At 69.8% G+C, this 19,912-nt stretch carries 15 protein-coding genes; 1 reads left to right on the top strand and 14 read right to left on the bottom strand.

Features of this window, described 5'->3' with window-relative positions; all coding sequences use genetic code 11:
* Positions 1-182 precede the first annotated feature (182 nt).
* The 4 genes from IFT51_RS10415 to rpoB form a co-directional block, all read right to left on the bottom strand.
* A complete protein-coding gene (locus tag IFT51_RS10415) occupies positions 183-728 on the bottom strand; it encodes a DUF6121 family protein (RefSeq protein ID WP_192061028.1) in 546 nt (181 codons plus the stop codon).
* A 10-nt stretch (positions 729-738) separates the two neighbouring features.
* The gene (locus tag IFT51_RS10410) at positions 739-1,284 is read right to left on the bottom strand and encodes a GNAT family N-acetyltransferase (RefSeq protein ID WP_192061027.1); all 546 of its coding nucleotides are present in this window, start codon (positions 1,282-1,284) and stop codon (positions 739-741) included.
* Between the two features lie 150 nt (positions 1,285-1,434).
* On the bottom strand, positions 1,435-5,316 hold the full coding sequence (locus IFT51_RS10405; RefSeq protein ID WP_192061026.1) for a DNA-directed RNA polymerase subunit beta': 3,882 nt from the start codon (positions 5,314-5,316) through the stop codon (positions 1,435-1,437).
* A gap of 46 nt (positions 5,317-5,362) precedes the next feature.
* Positions 5,363-8,854, bottom strand: a complete 3,492-nt coding sequence (gene rpoB / locus IFT51_RS10400; protein ID WP_192061025.1) for a DNA-directed RNA polymerase subunit beta — start codon at positions 8,852-8,854, stop codon at positions 5,363-5,365.
* A 295-nt stretch (positions 8,855-9,149) separates the two neighbouring features.
* Here rpoB and IFT51_RS10395 point away from each other — a divergent pair, with 295 nt between their 5' ends.
* Complete coding sequence (locus IFT51_RS10395) at positions 9,150-10,007, top strand: spermidine synthase (protein ID WP_192061024.1); 858 nt, start codon at positions 9,150-9,152, stop codon at positions 10,005-10,007.
* Between the two features lie 6 nt (positions 10,008-10,013).
* On the opposite strand, the gene IFT51_RS10390 is transcribed toward IFT51_RS10395, so the two are convergent.
* The 10 genes from IFT51_RS10390 to IFT51_RS10345 form a co-directional block, all read right to left on the bottom strand.
* On the bottom strand, positions 10,014-11,465 hold the full coding sequence (locus IFT51_RS10390) for a hypothetical protein (RefSeq protein WP_192061023.1): 1,452 nt from the start codon (positions 11,463-11,465) through the stop codon (positions 10,014-10,016).
* Complete coding sequence (locus tag IFT51_RS10385) at positions 11,462-12,130, bottom strand: ABC transporter ATP-binding protein (protein WP_192061022.1); 669 nt, start codon at positions 12,128-12,130, stop codon at positions 11,462-11,464. Before IFT51_RS10385 ends, IFT51_RS10390 begins: the two co-directional genes overlap by 4 nt.
* A gap of 238 nt (positions 12,131-12,368) precedes the next feature.
* Entirely contained in the window at positions 12,369-12,608 is a 240-nt protein-coding gene (csrA, locus tag IFT51_RS10380) for a carbon storage regulator CsrA (RefSeq protein WP_192061021.1), read from the bottom strand.
* A gap of 36 nt (positions 12,609-12,644) precedes the next feature.
* Positions 12,645-13,724, bottom strand: coding sequence for a hypothetical protein (locus tag IFT51_RS10375; protein WP_192061020.1), 1,080 nt, complete (start codon positions 13,722-13,724; stop codon positions 12,645-12,647).
* A gap of 1 nt (position 13,725) precedes the next feature.
* Entirely contained in the window at positions 13,726-15,777 is a 2,052-nt protein-coding gene (locus IFT51_RS10370; protein ID WP_192061019.1) for a flagellar biosynthesis protein FlhA, read from the bottom strand.
* Positions 15,777-17,033 (bottom strand): flagellar biosynthesis protein FlhB, encoded by a 1,257-nt coding sequence (locus tag IFT51_RS10365; protein ID WP_192061018.1) that lies wholly within the window; start codon positions 17,031-17,033, stop codon positions 15,777-15,779. The genes IFT51_RS10370 and IFT51_RS10365 overlap by 1 nt, the downstream gene beginning before the upstream one ends.
* Positions 17,034-17,035: 2 nt before the next feature.
* Positions 17,036-17,794: a flagellar biosynthetic protein FliR gene (locus IFT51_RS10360; protein WP_192061017.1), complete on the bottom strand. Its 759-nt coding sequence runs from the start codon at positions 17,792-17,794 to the stop codon at positions 17,036-17,038.
* An 8-nt stretch (positions 17,795-17,802) separates the two neighbouring features.
* Positions 17,803-18,078 carry a flagellar biosynthesis protein FliQ gene (gene fliQ / locus IFT51_RS10355; RefSeq protein ID WP_192061016.1) on the bottom strand — a complete coding sequence of 92 codons (276 nt, stop codon included), beginning with the start codon at positions 18,076-18,078 and terminating at the stop codon, positions 17,803-17,805.
* The gene (gene fliP / locus IFT51_RS10350) at positions 18,078-18,941 is read right to left on the bottom strand and encodes a flagellar type III secretion system pore protein FliP (protein WP_244637216.1); all 864 of its coding nucleotides are present in this window, start codon (positions 18,939-18,941) and stop codon (positions 18,078-18,080) included. Before fliP ends, fliQ begins: the two co-directional genes overlap by 1 nt.
* Before the next feature lie 200 nt (positions 18,942-19,141).
* Positions 19,142-19,912: a flagellar biosynthetic protein FliO gene (locus IFT51_RS10345; protein ID WP_192061015.1), complete on the bottom strand. Its 771-nt coding sequence runs from the start codon at positions 19,910-19,912 to the stop codon at positions 19,142-19,144.

Below are 19,912 nucleotides of genomic sequence, written 5' to 3'. Positions count from 1 at the left end.
GCGGAATCGCCGGAATCCTCGTCTCGGAGACCGAGACGGTCGCTACCCGACTCGACGGCGACGCCGAGGGGTATTCGGTGTGGGCGCGGTTAAACGCACACCCGCTAGAGCATAGCTTCGACCCGGGGGGTTAATCAAATGTCGGCCGGCCGCGGGGCAGACCGCGGGCAGCCCCCGACGACCTACGTCTGGGGTGCGACACGCGAGACGGCGACGGTGCCCGCCACGACGAGACCCGCCCACAGCGCGGAGCCGAGCACGAGCGGCGACAGCGCGTACCGCCCGGCGAAGAGCGTCGCCCAGAACAGGTCGTCTCTGACCAGCCCGTACCAGACCGACCCGACGAGCAGCATCGCGAGATAGACGAGCGCAGCGGTCGTGATCGCGGCCGGCAGCAGCGGAGCGTGCCGCGGACGGAGCTCGTCGTCGGGATCGAGCGCCGGCCGGGTCGCGGCTCGCCGGGCGGGATCGTCGGCCGGCTGGGCGGGGAACGCGCCGCGCATGGTCGGCGCGGCCCCGTCGACGGCGTCGGCCAGGGCTGCGGACCGCAGGAGCGACAGCAGCACGATCAGCACCGCCACCGCGAACATCGCGGGGCCGAGGAGGGTGCCGGCGTCGGGTTCGGCGATGACGTCGCGGTCGAGGAGCACGCTCTCGAACGCGGCGGTGGTGATGATCAGCGCCGCGAAGAGGACGGTGCCCATCACCGCGTAGACGGCGCGATTCATGTCGTCGAGGCTACGCCGAGCCGAGGAGGCGGTGGTACAGCACGTGGTCCTCCCACACGCCCGCGATGCGCAGGTAGCTCGCCGCATAGCCGTACTCGACGAAGCCCGAGCGGGTCAGCACGGCCCGTGACGCGGCGTTGCGGGGCAGCGCTCCCGCCTCGAGGCGGTGCAGACGCAGGGTCACGGTCGCGAAGTCGACGACGGCTCCGACGGCGGCCGTCGCCAGCCCCCGACCGACGTGCTCGTGGTCGAGCCAGTAGCCGACCGTCGCCCGCTGCACGGGGCCGCGGACGATCTGGTTGAGCGAGATGCCGCCGACGACCTCGTCGCCCTCGATCAGGAGGAACGACTGCCCCTCCCCCGCCGCCGAGGACGCGAGCCGACCGGCCAGGACGCTGCGCTGACCGTGCTCGGTGAAGAAGGAGGGCGTGCGCTCGGGATCCCAGGGGGCGAGGTGCGCCCTGTTGCGGTCGTAGGCGGCGGCGAGGGACGCGGCGTCGTCGACCCGCGCCTCCCTCAGGTGGACCGTGTCTGACAGCTGCCGTTCGTAGCGCACGCCGCCGACCCTATCGCCCGGTAACGGTCACCCGCCGGAGTGAGGCGGGGACGACGGAGGGCCCCGGTCCACGCACGAGGCGTGGGCCGGGGCCCTGTGTCGATTCGAGGAGGCGCGGTGCGGGACTGACCCTCACCGCACCTCCGCGGATCAGTTGTAGGTGCCGGGCGTGAAGTCGTCCGACGAGAACGAGTCGAAGTCGACGAAGCTGAGGTCAGCCTCGTTGAACGACGCGTCGTCCGTGAACACGCGGTTGGGGTACCGCTCGGCCTTCGCCTCCTCCGTCGCCTCGACCGAGACGTCGCGGTAACGCGACAGACCGGTACCCGCGGGGATCAGCTTTCCGATGATCACGTTCTCCTTCAGACCGACCAGCGGGTCGCTCTTGCCTTCCATCGCGGCCTGCGTGAGCACGCGGGTCGTCTCCTGGAAGGACGCGGCCGACAGCCACGACTCGGTCGCCAGCGAGGCCTTGGTGATGCCCATGACCTCTTGACGAGCGGACGCGGTCCGCTTGCCCTCGGTCAGCGCAGCACGGTTGATCTCGTTGTACTTCGACCGGTCGACGAGCTCTCCGGGGAGGAGATCGGTGTCGGCGTGGTCGACGACGGTGACCTTGCGGAGCATCTGACGGACGATGACCTCGATGTGCTTGTCGTGGATCGGCACACCCTGCGAGCGGTAGACGTCTTGCACGCCGCCCACGAGGTGCTGCTGAACGGCACGGACGCCCTTGACTCGCAGGACCTCCTTGGGGTCGACGGCGCCCGCGATGATCTGCGCGCCGAGCTCGACGTGCTGACCGTCTTCGACGAGGAGGGTCGAGCGCTTGAGCACCGGGTAGATGACCGGCTCGTCTCCGTTGTCGAGGTTGAGGATGACGCGGCGAGCCTTGTCGGTGTCCTCGATGGTGATGCGACCGGCACCGTCGGCGATCGGGGACGCACCCTTGGGGGTACGCGCCTCGAACAGCTCCGTCACGCGGGGAAGACCCTGCGTGATGTCGTCGGCCGAAGCCGAACCACCGGTGTGGAAGGTGCGCATCGTGAGCTGCGTGCCGGGCTCGCCGATCGACTGGGCCGCGATGATGCCGACGGCCTCTCCGATGTCGACGAGGTTGCCCGTGGCCAGCGAACGGCCGTAGCACTGGGCGCAGACACCGACGGCGGCCTCGCAGGTGAGGACGGAGCGGACCTTGATGGTCTCGACACCGGCCGCCACGAGCTCGTCGATCAGCACGTCTCCGACGTCGGCACCGGCCTCGGCCAGCACCGTGCCCTTGGCGTCGACCGCGGCCGCGGCGAGAGACCGTGCGAACACGGTGTTCTCGACGGTCGCGTCGCGCACCATGACGCCGTCGGCGTCGGGTGCGGCGATCGGCATCTCGAGGCCTCGCGAGGTGCCGCAGTCGTCTTCACGGATGATGACGTCCTGTGACACGTCGACGAGTCGACGGGTCAGGTACCCCGAGTCGGCCGTACGGAGGGCCGTGTCGGCCAGACCCTTGCGGGCACCGTGCGTCGCGATGAAGTACTCGGCCACCGACAGACCCTCGCGGTACGACGAGATGATCGGGCGGGGGATGATGTCGCCCTTCGGGTTGTTCACCAGGCCTCGCATGCCGGCGATGTTGCGCACCTGCAGCCAGTTACCACGAGCACCCGACGTCACCATGCGGTTGATGGTGTTGTCGATCGGGAAGTTCGCCCGCATCTCGGCGGCGACCTCGTTCGTGGCCTCCGTCCAGATCTTGATCAGGTCGGCACGACGCTCGGCGTCCGAGATCAGACCCTTGTCGAACTCCGACTGGACCGCTGCGGCCTGCTTCTCGTAGCCCGCGACGATCTCGGGCTTGCGCGGCGGCGTCAGCACGTCGGACAGCGCGACGGTCACACCGGAGCGCGAGGCCCAGTAGAAGCCGGCGTCCTTGATGTTGTCGAGCGCCGCGGCGACCGCGACCTTCGGGTACCGCTCGGCCAGGTCGTTGACGATGGTCGAGAGCATGCCCTTGTCGGCGACCTCCTGCACGAAGGGGTAGTCGGCGGGGAGGTTCTCGTTGAAGCGAGCGCGACCCAGCGTCGTCTCGAGCAGGATGTCCTGACCGACCTCGTAGCCCTCGGGCGCCTCGCCCTCGGCGAAGTGCACGCCGTTCATGCGGATCTTGACCATGGCGTTGAGATCGAGCGACCCCTGGTCCATGGCCATGATCGCCTCGGACACCGACGAGAACGAGCGGCCCTCACCGGTGGCGCCGGGGGTGACCGTCGTCAGGTAGTGCAGACCGATGATCATGTCCTGTGCGGGCAGGGTCACCGGACGGCCGTCGGACGGCTTCAGGATGTTGTTCGACGCGAGCATCAGGATGCGCGCCTCGGCCTGGGCCTCGACGGACAGCGGCAGGTGGACGGCCATCTGGTCGCCGTCGAAGTCGGCGTTGAACGCCGCGCAGACGAGCGGGTGCAGCTGGATGGCCTTGCCCTCGACGAGCTGGGGCTCGAACGCCTGGATGCCGAGACGGTGCAGCGTGGGCGCACGGTTCAGCAGCACGGGACGCTCGCGGATGATCTCTTCGAGGACGTCCCAGACCTGCGGACGCGAACGCTCGACCATGCGCTTCGCCGACTTGATGTTCTGAGCGTGGCTCAGGTCGATCAGGCGCTTGATGACGAAGGGCTTGAAGAGCTCGAGAGCCATCTGCTTGGGCAGACCGCACTGGTGCAGCTTGAGCGTCGGGCCGACGATGATGACCGAACGACCCGAGTAGTCGACGCGCTTGCCCAGCAGGTTCTGGCGGAAGCGACCCTGCTTTCCCTTGAGCATGTCGCTCAGGGACTTCAGGGCGCGGTTGCCGGTACCCGTGACGGGACGACCACGACGGCCGTTGTCGAACAGTGCGTCGACGGCCTCCTGCAGCATCCGCTTCTCGTTGTTGACGATGATCTCGGGGGCACCGAGATCGAGCAGACGACGGAGGCGGTTGTTGCGGTTGATGACGCGGCGGTACAGGTCGTTCAGGTCGGACGTCGCGAAACGGCCACCGTCGAGCTGGACCATCGGGCGGAGCTCCGGCGGGATGACCGGCACCACGTCGAGCACCATCGCCGCGGGCGAGTTGCCCGTGGCGAGGAAGGAGCTGACGACGCGCAGGCGCTTGATCGCGCGGATCTTCTTCTGACCCTTGCCCTCGGAGATCTGCAGGTGCAGGTTCTCGGCCTCGGTGGTGAGGTCGAAGCCCTCGAGGCGCTTCTTGATCGCCTCGGCGCCCATGTGGGCCTCGAAGTAGATGCCGAAGCGGTCCTGGAGCTCGTGGAAGACGGCGTCCTCCGGCTTGAGGTCGCCGACCTTCAGCGACCGGAAGTCCTCCCAGACGCGCTCGAGGCGGTTGATGTCCTCGTCGAACGACTTGCGCGTCTGCGACATCTCCTTCTCGGCGCCGTCCTTCGCGCGGCGCTTCTGGTCGCTCTTCGCACCCTCTTCTTCAAGAGCGGCGAGGTCGTCCTCGAGCTTCTGGAGACGGTCGGCGATGCGCGTGTCGCGCTGCGACTCGAGCTGCTTGATCTCGAGGCGGAGCTCGTTCTCGAGTCCGGGCATGTCGGCGTGACGGCCCTCCTCGTCGATCGAGATGACCATGTAGGCGGCGAAGTAGATGACCTTCTCGAGGTCCTTCGGCGCCATGTCGAGCAAATAGCCGAGGCGCGAGGGGACGCCCTTGAAGTACCAGATGTGCGTGACGGGAGCGGCGAGCTCGATGTGGCCCATGCGCTCACGGCGCACCGACGACTTCGTGACCTCGACGCCGCAGCGCTCGCAGACGATGCCCTTGAATCGGACTCGCTTGTACTTGCCGCAGGCGCACTCCCAGTCGCGCGAGGGCCCGAAGATCTGCTCTCCGAAGAGGCCGTCCTTCTCGGGCTTCAGCGTGCGGTAGTTGATGGTCTCCGGCTTCTTGACCTCACCGTGCGACCAAGCGCGGATGTTGTCGGCCGTTGCGAGGCCGATCCGCAGCTCGTCGAAAGTTGTTGCTTCGATCAATGTTTATCCCTTTGTGAAAAAAGTGTCGACGTCGTCTGGGGAGGGCTTAGATCTCGTCGACGTTCGACGACTCGAAGCGGGAAGAGATGTTGATGCCCAGCTCTTCGGCGGCACGGAAGACCTCGTCGTCCGTGTCGCGCAGGCTGACCGTCTGGCCGTCGGCCGAGAGGACCTCGACGTTCAGGCAGAGCGACTGCATCTCTTTGATGAGGACCTTGAAGCTCTCGGGGATGCCGGGCTCCTGGATGTTCTCACCCTTGACGATCGCCTCGTAGACCTTGACGCGGCCGAGGATGTCGTCGGACTTGATGGTCAGGAGCTCCTGCAGCGCGTACGCGGCGCCGTAGGCCTCGAGGGCCCAGACCTCCATCTCACCGAATCGCTGACCACCGAACTGCGCCTTACCACCCAGCGGCTGCTGCGTGATCATCGAGTACGGACCCGTCGAGCGAGCGTGGATCTTGTCGTCGACGAGGTGGTGCAGCTTGAGGATGTACATGTAGCCGACCGAGATCGGGTTCGGGAACGGCTCACCCGAGCGACCGTCGAAGAGGCGGGCCTTACCGGACGAACCGATGAGGCGCTCCCCGTCGCGGGTCGGGAGGGTCGAGTCGAGCAGACCCTCGATCTCGCGCTCGGCGGCACCGTCGAACACCGGGGTGGCGACCTTCGTGCCGGGAGCGGCGCTGAGCGCCTCGGGGGGCAGGTTCTTCGCCCACTCCTGGATGCCCTCGACGTTCCAGCCCTGCGCCGCGATCCACCCGAGGTGGATCTCGAGCACCTGGCCGAAGTTCATTCGACCGGGGACGCCCAACGGGTTCAGGATGATGTCGACGGGGGTTCCGTCGGCGAGGAAGGGCATGTCTTCGACGGGGAGGATCGTCGAGATGACGCCCTTGTTGCCGTGACGACCGGCGAGCTTGTCACCCGCGGTGATCTTGCGCTTCTGGGCGATGAACACCACGACGCGTTGGTTGACACCCGAGCCGAGCTCGTCGTCTCCGTCTTGCGAGTCGAAGACCTTGACGCCGATGACGGTCCCCTGCTCGCCGTGAGGCACCTTCAGGGACGTGTCGCGGACCTCGCGGCTCTTCTCGTTGAAGATCGCACGAAGCAGACGCTCTTCGGCGCTGAGCTCGGTCTCGCCCTTGGGCGTGACCTTGCCGACGAGGATGTCGCCGGGGCGGACCTCGGCGCCGATGCGGATGATGCCGCGCTCGTCGAGGTCGGCCAGCAGATCCGGGCTGACGTTGGGGAGGTCACGGGTGATCTCCTCCTTGCCGAGCTTCGTGTCGCGGGCGTCGACCTCGTACTCCTCGATGTGGATCGAGGAGAGCGTGTCGTCCTTGATGAGGTTCTGCGACAGGATCATCGCGTCCTCGTAGTTGTAGCCCTCCCACGGCATGAACGCGACGAGCAGGTTCTTGCCGAGTGCGAGCTCGCCGTTCTCGGTCGCGGGTCCGTCGGCGATGACCTCGCCGACCTCGATGCGCTGACCGGCGTCGACGATCACGCGGTGGTTGTAGCTGGCGCCCTGGTTCGAGCGGTCGAACTTGCGGAGGTAGTACTCCTGGGTTCCACCGGCGTCGAGCTGGACGGTGACGACGTCGGCCGAGACCTCGGCGACCACGCCGGCGGCGTCGGCGGTGACCACGTCACCGGCGTCGATGGCCGTGTAGCCCTCCATGCCGGTGCCGACGAGCGGGCTCTCGCTGCGGACCAGCGGGACGGCCTGACGCTGCATGTTGGCACCCATGAGGGCGCGGTTCGCATCGTCGTGCTCGAGGAACGGGATGAGCGACGTGGCGACCGAGACCATCTGGCGCGGCGAGACGTCCATGTAGTCGACCTCGTCCTTGCCGACGAGCTCGACCTCTCCGCCCTTCTTGCGGACCAGGACCTTGTCGTCGACGAAGTCGAACTTGTCGTCGAGGGGCGCGTTGGCCTGCGCGACGACGTACTCGTCTTCCTCGGACGCGGTCAGGTAGTCGATCGTCGTGGACACGTTGCCCTTGACGACACGACGGTACGGGGTCTCGATGAACCCGAAGGAGTTGATGCGGGCGAACGACGCGAGCGAGCCGATCAGACCGATGTTCGGGCCTTCCGGGGTCTCGATCGGGCACATGCGGCCGTAGTGCGAGGGGTGGACGTCTCGGACCTCGACGCCGGCGCGCTCACGCGACAGACCACCCGGTCCGAGAGCGGACAGGCGGCGCTTGTGGGTCAGACCCGACAGCGGGTTGTTCTGGTCCATGAACTGCGACAGCTGAGACGTCCCGAAGAACTCCTTGATCGCGGCGACGACGGGGCGCACGTTGATCAGGGTCTGCGGCGTGATCGCCTCGATGTCTTGAGTGGTCATGCGCTCGCGGACGACGCGCTCCATGCGCGACAGACCGGTGCGGACCTGGTTCTGGATCAGCTCGCCGACCGCGCGGATGCGACGGTTGCCGAAGTGGTCGATGTCGTCGACGTCGAGACGCAGCTCGACGGACTCGCCCTCGCGGACTCCGTCCATCGTCTTCTGCTCGGCGTGCAGCGACACCAGGTACTTGATCGTGGCGACGATGTCGTCGACGGTCAGGACCGAGTCGACCAGGGGCGCGTCGATGCCGAGCTTGCGGTTGATCTTGTAACGACCCACCTTCGCCAGGTCGTAGCGCTTCGGGTTGAAGTAGAAGTTGTCGAGCAGCGCGCGCGCGGCCTCGGCAGCGACCTGCTCGCCGGGACGCAGCTTGCGGTAGATGTCTTTGAGCGCCTCCTCCTTGGTGAGGATGGCGTCCTTCTCGAGGGTCGCCTCGATGGAGGCGAAGCCCTTGAACTTCTCGGTGATCTCTTCGCTCGTCAGACCGAGGGCCTTGAGGAAGACGGTGACGCTCTGCTTGCGCTTGCGGTCGATGCGGACGCCGACCTGGTCGCGCTTGTCGATCTCGAACTCGAGCCAGGCACCACGGCTCGGGATGACGCGAGCCGAGTAGATGTCCTTGTCGGAGGTCTTGTCGGAGGCGCGCTCGAAGTACACGCCCGGGCTGCGGACGAGCTGCGACACGACGACACGTTCGGTGCCGTTGATGATGAAGGTTCCGCGCTCGGTCATCAGCGGGAAGTCGCCCATGAAGACCGTCTGCGTCTTGATCTCACCGGTGAGGTGGTTCATGAACTCGGCGTTGACGTACAGCGGTGCGGCGTAGGTCTTGCCGCGCTCTTTGCACTCGTCGATGGTGTACTTCGGCTCTTCGAGCTCGGGAGCGGTGAACGACAGCTGCATCGTCTCGCCGAGGTCCTCGATCGGGGAGATCTCCTCGAAGATCTCCTCCAGGCCGGAGTGGAGGGCGAGGTCGGTGCGACCCTGCTCGGTCGCCTCGGCGAGGCGCTCCTTCCAGATGTCGTTGCCGACGAGCCAGTCGAAGCTCTCCGTCTGCAGCGCCAGAAGGTCGGGGACCGTCAGCGTGTCGGTGATCTTGGCGAACGAGAGTCGCGATGCGCCTCGGCCGTTCTTGGGTGAGTTGGTGTTTGCGGTGTTCGCAGCAGCCAAGGAAGTTACCTCCGTGGACCCCGTCGGGTCATCACTGTCGGACAGTATGGTGAGTGGTGAACGGCCCTCCCGGGGGACGTCGGCCCCGCGGCGCATGGCCGGAGGTCGAAGCCGAGGACGCCCCCGCCGCGATATTCGGGGGCCTGAACTCGGAGGTGCGTCGCCGACCGGAATATGACGAGTCGACGCACGGGGAGCGCAAAGGTCCATACTAGGTCGCTGCGGACACGCCTGGCAAGCCCTGTCGTTGACCTTCTGTGCCGGATTCGGTATAACCCGTGCCAGGGTTGACCCCATGGCCGCACAGCACGACGAACCCCCCGCCGAGATCTCGATCGGCGCGGGTCTCGCGCGCATCGACGAGGACCGCCACCGCCCCGGCGCCTACACGCTGATCGTCGACGGGACGCCGCAGTCGCATGTGGACCTGGACGACCCGACCCACCTCGCCTTCGAGTACGTGCACCGCATCGGCCACGCCATCGATCTGCTCCCCGAGGGCCCCGTGACGGCTCTGCACCTCGGCGCCGGCGCCCTGACGCTGCCCCGCTACGTCGAGGCCACCCGCCCCGGGTCGCGCCAGCAGGTCATCGAGCTCGAGGCGGGTCTCGTGGCGCTGGTACGGGAGCGACTGCCCTTCCCGCGGGGCGCCTCCATCCGGGTCCGCTACGGCGACGCCCGCGAGGTCATGGTGAAGCTGCCGGCCGGGCTGCGGGGCACGGTGGATCTGCTCGTGGTCGACGTGTTCGGCGGGTCGCAGATCCCCGCGCACGTGACCTCGCTCGAGTTCTACTCGGCCGCGGCGGAGTTCCTGTCGCCGACCGGGATGCTCATCGTCAACTCCGCCGACGGCGCCGGCCTGGCCTTCGCCCGGGGGCAGGCGTCGACCCTGGCGACGGTCTTCGAGCACGTCGCGGCCGTCGCGGACCCCGCCACCCTGAAGGGCAGGAGGTTCGGCAACGTCGTGCTCATCGGCTCGCCGTCGCCGCTGCCCACCGACCGCATGCCCCGGCTCTACTCGTCGGACCCGCTGCCGGCCAAGGTCGTGCACGGTCGTGAGCTGCGCGACTTCATCGCCGGAGCGCCGGTCGTCACCGACGCCACCGCCGTGCCGTCGCCCGAGCCGTCGCGGAGCGTGTTCGGGGCGCGGTAGCCGCGATCACAGGAGGAGCCGCCCACCGGCCCTCCCTCCCCGCCCCAGGGCGTCGGGGAGTCGCCGGATCGACACCGAGACGTCGACGACGAGGCAGACCAGGACAGCCGCCGCCGCGGGGCGGAGGTCGGGCGCGGAGACGACGACCGTCGACCCGGTCACCTCGGCGAGACCGAGGGCGGCACCGAGAGCCAGCAGGGCCAGCGCCACAGGGGGCACCCCGGCGGCGCAGGTCTGCAGAGACGCCTGAGCCAGAGGCACGAGTCGCGCGGAACGCCGCGACAGACCCATCCCTGCGAGCGCGATCCAGTCGCTCGAGTCCTGTCTGGACGCGACGAGCATCGCCGCGACACCCCCGCTGAGAGCGATCACCACCGCAGGGCCGAGGCTCCAGGCGACTTCGAGCCACTGCTCCGCGACGGTGGTCTGCAGTTCGAAGCCGGTCATGGCGGCGAGGTCGAAGGTGGCCTGGGTCAGAGCCACCAGCCCGACCAGGATGACGGTGGCGGAGGCGGACGCGGACGTGACGGCGACTCGTTCGACTGCGATGCGGCGGGCGAGATACCAGACTACGCCTCGCAGGGGGGCGAGGGCCGCGGCAGCCCGGACCAATGCCACTCCGACGACCGGAGCGAGCATCGCGAGGGTCACGACCACGGCCAGCGTCGAGGCCACCATGAACGCCATCGCCCACGACCCCTCGGACATCTCGACCAGCCTCTCGACGCCCCGCAGCTCCTCTGGCGAGAGGGCCGGGCTCAGCGCTCGGACGAGCCGTGGGAGCGCCGGAGACAGGAGGGCGAGGGCCACCACGGGACCGATCACCGAGACCAGGACGACGAGCGACGCGGCCACGCGGAATGCCGAGGACGGGAACGCGCGACGACTCGTCTCGCGGAGCGCCGCGGCCGGCAGCCTCCGTCGCGAGGGGATGGCCGCGGCGAAGGCGGAGAGGCAGAACATCGACATGACCGCCAGAGACGCCATCGCGACCGTGGTGGCTGATTGACCGACGGGCGGCTGGACGGTCTGGGCGGCCCTGTCGAGCAGTCGCACGGAGGTGTCGAGTCCCGATGAGACGACGATCGGGATCATGAGCACTCCGGCGATGAGGGCCCCGCCGGCGGCGAGCAGAACCGAACGCAGCGCACAGGCGACGGTCACGGCTGCGGGGTCGGCACCGAGACTGATCAGGGCCAGCAGGACCGGACGCCGAGCGTCGTGGACGGCCCGGACGGTGGCGCTGACGACCGCAGCAGCCGTGACGACCGCGAAGGTGAGCGCCGTCGCAGTCGCGTCCGCCGACTCGTCGGCGGCAGACGGCACGCTGGCGACTGCCGCCAGGTGCGCGGAGACGATGAGGGCGAGAGCGAGGACGGACGCGCACGAGACCATGACCTCCGCCCAGAGGGCCGCTCGCGAGGACGAGGCTCGATGGACGAGCCCGACCAGCCTCACCTGCGGTCGCTCCTGATCATCCCGCGCTCGAGCAGCACCCGACGATGGGCCCTGGCCGCCGCGTCGGCGTCGTGCGTCACCATGACGACCGTGCACCCCCGCTCGGCCTGATGCCGGAGCAGATCGACGACGATGCCGGCGCCGTGTCGGTCGAGCGCCTCCGTCGGCTCGTCGGCGAGGATCAGCGGCACCCGGGAGGCGAGACATCGCGCGACGGCGACCCGCTGACGCTCTCCACCGGAGAGCTGAGCCGGACGAGCCTCGGCCCGGTCGGCCAGACCCACCGCATGGAGCGCTTCGAGCACCTGCGTGTCGGGAAGCGGTCGACCCCGGATGCGCGCAGGGAGGCCGACGTTCTCGGCGACGGATAGAGCCGAGAGGACGTTGTCGCGCTGCAGGACGAGGCCGACGCCATGGGAACGCAGGGCGGCCAGACGACGAGGTGAGAGCGACCGGAGATCGACTCCGTCGAGGGCGACGAGGCCCCGGGACGGCCGATCGAGACCGGCGAGGCAGGCCAGCAGGGTCGTCTTGCCGGCGCCCGATGCCCCCTCGAGGGCGACGAACTCCCCGGGCAGGACGGTCAGGTCGATCCCGGCGAGGATCGGCGGTCGTCGCCGGTCGGGATGCGTCACGACGACATCTCGTAGATCGATGCGGGTCATGCGAGACCTCGAGCCGAGCTGGTCACGATGCCTGGCTCGAGCCCCGGCCCGACCGGCGCGCTCTCGTCTCGAACCGGATCTCGGGGCCTGACGTCGTCTTCGACCATGAGTCACCTCTCGCCATCTGCCGACACCCGGTTAACATTACAGGCGTGAGGCATTTCAGCGCCAGGCGACCAGATCGTCGCGGAGCGTGTTCGGGGCGCGGTAGCCGCGGTCGGAGGAGGTGCGGCGGGGGTCAGCGGGGGGCGGGGCCGCCGAGGGCGGCTCGGAGGCGGGCCTCGGCGTCGGCGGGGGCCGCGGCGGCCTCGGCGTTGGCCTCGGCGACGGCCTTGACGACCTCCTCGCGCTGGATCTTCACCCCGCGAGGGGCGTCGATGCCGATGCGCACACCGTCGCCACGGGAGTCGAGCACGGTGATGACGATGTCGTCACCGATGAGGATCCGCTCCCCGACCTTGCGCGTCAACACCAGCATCCGACCACCTTACCCAGGCTGACGCGAACGATCGGTCTAGAGGGACTCGCGCCATCCGACGGGCACGCCCAGCAGGTGCACCGTGCCCGGCGTGGCGGTGTCGGCCTCGCCCACGACCGCGGCGGCGGCGACCTCGGAGACGACCCGCACCTCCTCGACCCAGCGGGCCGTGTCGTCGTGCTTGCGGCCGACGTCGACCGCGACCCACACCTGGTCGGCGGACATCGAGCGCAGGGCATCCGCCGCCGACGCGTCCCACGCGAGCGCGGTGACCACGGCCGTGCCGCCGTTGACCCCCTCGGCGCGGGCCAGGATGGCGCTCCGCCGGTCGTCGACGTCGACCGACCGCAAGCCGAACGACGACGCCATCTGCGCCGCCACCCGGAACGCGTCTCCGGGGCGCCCCACGACGACCACGAGGTCTCCGGCACCGGTCAGGACGGCAGGAGGCGCGGGCACGTCGATCTCGGACCTCGCGACGAGCGCGGGGGACGAGGAGGCGGCGGCCGCGGCGAGGAACTCCGCGGCGTTCGTCAGGGGGCCGGGCCGCGCCTCCTCGGCGGGGACGACCGGCTCGCGCGATGCCGGGGCGATGCCGTTGAAGGTGAGGTCGTCCATGATCTCGGCGAACGCGTCGCTGCGGGTGGCCGGCTGCACCCCGGGTGTCGCGTCGCGAGGTGCGGCGGCGGACGCGGCGGCGGCACGGGCCGCACGTCGCGGGCTGTCGCCGGGCACCCGCGCGCCCGACATCACCTGGTCGAACGGATCGGCCCCCGGACTCGCCGAGGGTGCGGACCCGAGCGCGGCCGGCGCAGCGGGCGCAGCGGGCGCAGCAGGCGAGAACCCGTCGGCGGCGTCGGCGTCGGCCAGCAGCGCCGCGATGCCGGCCCGGGACGCCGGCGGGGTGATGGTGACGCGGGCCGACGGCTGGTCGGCCGACGGGTCGGGCACGTCGACGGTCGCCTCGTAGTGCTTGCGCGCGAAGAGCCCGCCCACTCCCCCGACGGTCACCCGCTGGGCCGCGACGATCCGCGCGCCCGGGCCGTGCGCCTCACGCACGCGCCGACGCAGCTCGTCGAGGGACTCGCCCGTCATCACCACTCGCGTCGGAGCCATCTCAGGCCACGATCGCATCGCTGGCGCGCACGACGCCCACGGTCTCGATGGTCGATCCGGCCGCCGTCGCCTCTTGGTACGACAGCACGGGCAGGCCGTTCTGTTGCGCCGAGACGAGTCGGTGGATCGCGGGGCGGAGGGCGGGTGCGCAGACCAGCACCGCGCTCAGCCCCTGCGACTCGACCGCCGCCACGGAGTCGCGGAGCGAGCCGAGCACCTGCTCGACCCGGTGCCCGTCGAGCAGGATCTGCGTGCCCTGGTCGGACGGCCGCAGCCCCTCGAGCATCGACTGCTCGAGCCCCGGGTCGATCATGATCACCCGCAGCACGGAACCGTCGAGATGACGAGCCGCCAGGGCGGGCCCCAGGGAGGCGCGGGCCGCCTCGACGAGCCCCTCCGGGTCGGTCGACACCTTCGCCCGCAGCGTCAGCCCCTCGCAGATCCGCCCGAGGTCGTTGATCGGCACCCGCTCGGCCAGGAGCCCCTGCAGCACGCGCTGCAGCTCGGCCAGCGAGAGCATGCCGGGCACGAGGTCGTCGATCGCCGACGGGTTGATCTGCTTGACGCCCTCGGTGAGCACCCGGACGTCCTCGCGGCTGAGCAGCCGCGCCGCCTCGTCCGCGATGATCGACGACAGGTGCGTGACCAGCACCGACACCCGGTCGATGACGGTCGCGCCGGTCATCTCGGCGCTGTGCCGCATCTCGGCGGGAACCCACTTGCCGGCCAGACCGAAGACCGGCTCGACGGTCGCCGTGCCGGGCAGCGCGTCGAGGTGCTCGCCGAGGGCCAGCACCGATCGGGCGGGCGCCTGACCGCGGCCGGCCTCGACCCCGGCGATCCGGATCGAGTAGGTCGACGGCGGCAGATCGACGCTGTCGCGCGTGCGGACCGGGGGCACCACGATGCCCAGGTCGACGGCGATCTTGCGACGCAGCGCCTTGACGCGGCCGAGGAGGTCGTCGGACGAGCCGCCGACCATGTCGACGAGGTCGGGTGCCAGGAGGATCTCGAGCGCGTGCACCCGCATCTGCTCGAGCAGGTCGTCGGTGGTGTCGGTGGGGGCGACGACGGCGGCCTGCCGGCTCTCGAGAGCCGCGCGCGCCTCCTCGGCCTTCGACTTCGCCGCGAGCCGCTGGGCGACGATCAGCAGCGTCGCGCCGACGACCAGGAACGGCACGATCGGCATGCCCGGGATGAACCCCATTCCGATCGCGGCGACGCCGGCCACCGCGATCGCGATGCGCGACTGCCCGAGCTGGGTCGCGGCCTGCGAGCCCATGTCGCTGTCGGCGCCCGAGCGCGTGACGATCATGCCGGTCGAGACGGCCATCAGCAGCGCCGGGATCTGCGTCACGAGACCGTCGCCGATCGTCAGCAGGCCGTAGTGGTTCAGGGCCTCGCCGATCTCCATCCCGTTCTGCAGGGCGCCGATCGCGACCCCGCCGACCAGGTTGATGATGATGATGATGATGCCGGCGATCGCGTCGCCCTTGACGAACTTCGACGCGCCGTCCATCGCGCCGTAGAAGTCGGCCTCGGCGCTGACGTCGGCCCGGCGCTGCTTCGCGACCTCGTCGGTGATCAGACCCGCGTTCAGGTCGGCGTCGATCGCCATCTGCTTGCCGGGCATCGCGTCGAGGGTGAAGCGCGCCCCGACCTCGGCCACGCGCTCGGCGCCCTTCGTCACGACGACGAACTGGATGACCACGAGGATCAGGAAGATCACCGAGCCGATGATGATCGACCCGCTGACCGCCACGTGACCGAAGGCCTCGATCACCTCGCCGGCGAAGCCCTCGCCGAGCACGAGCCGCGTCGACGCCACGTTGAGACCGAGCCGGAACAGCGTCGCCACGAGCAGCAGCGACGGGAACACCGAGAAGTCGAGCGGCTTCTTGACGAACAGGGTCGTCAGCAGGATCACCAGCGCCAGCAGGATGTTGAGGATGATCAGCACGTCGAGCATCGGGGCCGGCACCGGCACCACGAGCAGCAGCACGATGCCGACGATGCCGACCGGGACGGCGAGCTTGGGGAGGGTCTTGATCATCAGGCGGTTCCTCCGGAGGCGGACGGACGGGGAGCGGGGCGGGAGGGGCGGGCTGCGAGCCCGGGAGGCGCGGGTGGGGCGGCCGCGTCGCGAGCGATCCGCAGCCGCTGCGGCACCGCCTCGGCCGCGAGCGACCCGGGCGTCAGCACGGCGGCGACCTCGTCGGGGGTGGTCGGACGGGGGTTCGCGTGGGTGCCCGCGACGGCCGACGCGCCGCGCGCCCGGAGGGCCATGACGAAGGTCAGCACCCGGGCGACCGGCGTGTAGAGGTCGACCGGGATCTCGTCGCCCAGACCGCAGTTCGCGTGCAGGGCGCGGGTCAGCGGGACGTCCTCGACGAGCGGGACCCCGTCGGCGGCCGCCTGCTCGCGGATGCGGGCCGCGACGGCGCCGGCGCCCTTCGCGACGACCCGCGGAGCGGAACGACCCGGCTCGTAGCGGACGGCCACCGCGTAGTCGGTCGGGTTGACCATCACGACGTCCGCGTCGGCGATCGAGGCCATCATGCGGTTGCGACTCATGGCGAGCTGCCGCGAACGGCGCTGCGACTTGACCAGCGGATCGCCGTCGGTGCTCTTGTTCTCGTCGCGCACCTCCTTCTTGGTCATCCGGGTCTTCTTGCGGTTGCGGCGCATGACGACGAAGACGTCGGCGGCGGCGAGCACCAGACCGGCGACGACCGCGGCCTGGAGGAGGATCGCCGTGCCGGACGTCGCCTCGTCGAGCAGGGCCGAGACGCTCAGGCCGCCGCCGTTCATCAGCACCGGCATCAGCCCCTGGATGGCCATCCACAGCACGAGACCGACCACGGCCGTCTTGATCAGGGCCTTCGCGCCGTTCCAGAGGGCCTGACCGCCGAACGTCGTCTTCAGCCCGTTGATCAGGTTGAACTGCTCGTAGTTGCCCGTCATCCGCTTGATGTGGACGCCGCCCTGCACGATCGCGGTGAGCAGCACGACGATGCCGACGACGGCGAGCATCGGGCCGATCGTCGCCGCCATCGAGCCCACGCCCTCGCCCAGCAGCGTGACCACGGTCTGCGCGTCGGGATGCCGGATGGCCTGACCGATCGAGAACAGCTGATCGGTGCCGGCCTCGGCGCCCCGCTCGATGGTGGTCGGGATCATGACGGCGGCCGCGCCCACCCCGAGCCAGGCGCTGAGGTCCTGCGACCTCGACAGCTGGCCCTTCGAGTGGACCTCCTTCATCCGCTTCTGCGTGGCGTCCTCTGAGCGCTCGCCGGAGTCGTCGGCCATGGCTACCTCACCCCCGTGAGCAGGTCGGCGGCGTCACCGGAGAGGTTCTGCACCACGCTCGGCAGCGCCAGGAACACCCCGCCGGCGAGCATGACCGTCATCAGGATCTTCAGCGGGAAGCCCATCGCGTAGGCGTTCAGAGCCGGGGCGACCCGGCTGAGCAGACCCAGCCCGACGTCGGCGAGGAACAGCACGACGCAGAGCGGCCCGGCGATCTGCAGCGTCGCGAGGAACATCTGCGTGACCCCGTTGGTCATCAGCGACACCGGGTCGGCCAGGTCGATGCCGAGCCCCAGCGGCACCGCGTCGAACGACCGGGTGAGACCGCCGATGATCAGCTGGTAGCCGCCGCTCGCGAACATCAGCGCGAGGGCCGTCATCTGGAACAGCCGCGTGAACTGCGCGCCGTTGATCATCGACTGCGGGTCGAACGCCTGCGCCAGGGTGAACCCGCCGAACAGGTCGATCAGGCTGCCGGCCGCCTGAACCGCCGAGAAGACCAGGAGGACGAGGAACCCCAGCACGGCGCCGACGACGACCTCGAGCACCAGGGCGAGCACGAACGGCCCCGTCGCCAGCGACTCGTAGCCGGGCGAGACCCGCGGGGCCACGGCGAGCGCGAGCCCCAGCGCCAGCATCGCCTTCACCCGGCCGGGGAACGCCCGGTAGGAGAACGGCGGCGCGACGACGATGAACGCGGTCATCCGCACGGCGGCGAGCAGGGTCGCTTCGAGACCGCTGAGGTCGAGGTCGAGATCCATGGTCGGGGTCAGCCGCCCGTGAGCAGCTGCGGGATGCGGTCGAACACCACGTGCGTGAAGGTGACCATCTCGGCGATCATCCAGTGCCCGCAGACGATCAGGGCGATGCCGACGGCGACGGCCTTCGGCACGAACGAGAGCGTGACCTCCTGGATCTGCGTGATCGACTGCAGGAGCGAGATCGCGAACCCCACGACCAGCGAGGTGATGAGCACCGGCGCGGCCAGCTTCGCCGTGATGACGAGGGCCTGCATCGAGATGTCGAGGACGGCGTTGGAGTCCATCAGGCGGTCACCTGATAGCTCTCGATGAGACTCGTGATGATGAGCCCCCACCCGTCGACCAGCACGAACAGCAGGATCTTGAACGGCAGCGAGATCATCACCGGCGGGAGCATCATCATGCCCATCGACATGAGCGCGGCGCTGACGACGAGGTCGATGACGAGGAACGGGATGAAGATGACGAACCCGATGATGAACGCGGCGCGCAGCTCGCTGATCATGAACGACGGGATGAGCGTCAGCATCGGCACGTCGGCCTGGCTGTCGGGGTTCGGCTGGTCGGCCGAGCGGGTCATCAGCGCGAGGTCCTCCTGGCGGGTGTGCGCGAGCATGAACTCGCGGAGGGGCGCGCTGCCGGCGTCGATCGCCGCCTGGAAGTCGATGCTGCCGTCGAGATAGGGCTGCACCGCGTCGGCGTTGATGTGCTCGAGGATCGGAGCCATGATGAAAAGACTGAGGAACAGGGCGAGCCCGGCCAGCACCTGATTCGGCGGGATCGACGGCAGCGCGAGGGCGTTCCGGGTCATCGCGAGCACCACGAAGATCTTCGTGAACGACGTCATCATCAGCAGCAGGGCCGGCGCGACGCTCAGCAGCGTGATGCCGAGCAGCGTCACGACCGCCGTGCTGGGTGCACCGTCGGGGCCGTTGATGTCGATGTTCAGACCGCCGGTGCCGCTGCCGTCGGACTCGGTCTGGTCGCCGTCGGTGAAGTCGGTCGGGGTGGTGCCGGTGGTGCCGGGGGTGCCTGTGCCTGGGGTGCCGGTGCCGGGCTCGACGGGGGCCGTGGGGGCGGTGGGCTCGACGGGCGCGGCGAGGGCCGTCTGACCGATCAGCATGATGAGACCCGACGCGACGATCATCGCGAGCAGGGCTACGACGACGGCGCGGGCGAGACGGGTGTCGGCGAAACGCTGAGGGGCGGTGCCGACGGGGGCGGCGCCGAGGGCGTGCCGTGCGAGGGCTCGACCGCGCAGGCCGTCGCGCAGGGTGGGCCCGGCGAGGCGGGCGACGGCGGTGGCGAAGGAGGCGCGGGTCGTCCGGGCGGACGGAGCGCGGAGGGTCATCCGGCTCGACCGCTGCGGAGGGCCGAGGCCGCCTGCCGCCAGGTGTCGGGGGCGAGGATCGAGCCGTCGAGGGCCTTCGCGGCGCGACCGGTGCGACGCTCGGCGAGGTCGCGCGGGGCGCGCTCGCGGACGGCCGCCGCGCGGCGCGCGGCGCCGCGCGGCCGCAGCATCGGCTCGCTGCTCGCGGCGCTCGCGCCAGCGTCGCCGGCCGCGCCGGCCGCGGGCGCAGGCGCGATCGATGTGACGCGTCGGGCGGCTTCTGGGGCGGGGACCGCACCGGTTGCGTCACCTCGATGGGCGGAGAGCACCGCGGCGACGCTCTGGGCGGCCGCAGCGGGCACAGGCGCGATCGACGTGACGCGTCGGGGGGCCTCCGGGGCGGGGACCGCACCGGTCGCGTCACCTCGATGGGCGGAGAGCACCGCGGCGAAGCTCGGAGCCGGTGCCTGGGCCGGAGTCGCAGCCCGAGCCGGGGCCGCAGCGGGAGCCGGGACGAGCTCGAGCGCGACCGGTTCGACCGGACGGTCGGCGGCGGCCAGCACCGTGACCGACGCGTCGGTGACCCCGAGCACGAGTCGCTCGCCCTCGACGTCGACCACGACGACGCTGGCCTTCGCACCGATCCCCTGGCGCGCCACGACCGTCACCTGCGCGGCCTGACGACCGGCGCGACCGCCCTTGACGATGCGCTTCTGCAGCACGTAGAGCAGTGCGAGCACGACGCCGAGCGAGAGGACGACGCGGAGTCCGACGAAGAGCGTGTCCAC

Origin of the sequence: Frigoribacterium sp. CFBP 13712, assembly GCF_014842255.1 — a bacterium.
Lineage (GTDB): Bacteria > Actinomycetota > Actinomycetes > Actinomycetales > Microbacteriaceae > Frigoribacterium.
This window is presented reverse-complemented; position numbering and strand designations above follow the sequence as displayed.